Origin of the sequence: Marinobacter sp. ELB17, from assembly GCF_000169375.1 — a bacterium.
In the GTDB taxonomy this organism is placed as follows: Bacteria; Pseudomonadota; Gammaproteobacteria; order Pseudomonadales; family Oleiphilaceae; genus Marinobacter.
Genome location: NZ_AAXY01000075.1, coordinates 1 through 903, shown reverse-complemented (window position 1 = coordinate 903; position 903 = coordinate 1). Strand labels below are relative to the sequence as shown.

Genomic DNA, 903 nt, shown 5'->3' with positions numbered 1-903 from the left:
ACTGCGGTGCGGTGCCGGAAAATCTGATTGAAAGTGAGCTGTTCGGTCACGAAGCGGGGGCCTTTACCGGTGCGGAAAAACGCCGTATTGGTAAAATAGAGCACGCCCACCAGGGCACGCTGTTTCTGGATGAAGTGGAAAGCATGCCCATGCCGCTGCAGATTAAATTGCTGCGGGTGCTTGAAGAACAGAAAGTTGAGCGTCTGGGTAGCAACCATGTGCAGCAGGTGGACGTACGCATTATTGCAGCCACCAAATCCAATCTGAAAACCCTCAGCGACGAGGGTGTGTTTCGTGCAGACTTATACTATCGCCTGAATGTGGTGAAAGTGGATATCCCGCCACTGCGCGAGCGCAAGGAAGACATTCCCACGCTGTTTCACCACTTTGTGCTGATTGCAGCGGCCCGCTATGACCGCGAAAGCATCCCGTTGAACGCGGGCCAGGCAACTAAACTGACGCACCACGACTGGCCCGGCAACGTGCGTGAGCTGCGAAATCTGGCCGAACGCTATGTCTTGCTGGGGCCGGCGGCTCTGGACGAGACCGACACGGCTCAAGATACCAACGTGAATGGCCGCCGCACACTGGCGGAACTAATGGACGGCTTTGAACGCCTGGCATTAATCAGTGCTTTGAATGCCTGCCATGGCAGCATCAAAGACACCATGGTTGAACTCGGTATTGCGCGCAAAACCCTGTACGACAAGATGAAAAAACACGGTCTGGACAAAGCCGAATTCAAAGAGTGAAGATTTTCACCTTGCCGCTCTGCGGGCTTTTACAGCGAGGCCGCCGAGCGTGCGGCCTGATCGTATAGGCCGGAAATGCCGCGCAAGAAACTAGCCACTTCGCCCAGATCGCTGTTGGCAAATCCCAGCGTTCGCAGTGAATCCACCAGGC

General features: G+C 55.5%; 1 protein-coding gene. It reads left to right on the top strand.

Annotation, left to right across the window (positions count from 1 at the left end):
• A partial coding sequence (locus tag MELB17_RS23090; RefSeq protein WP_007352764.1) for a sigma 54-interacting transcriptional regulator occupies positions 1-752 on the top strand: 752 nt, incomplete at its 5' end.
• Between the last annotated feature and the right edge of the window lie 151 nt (positions 753-903).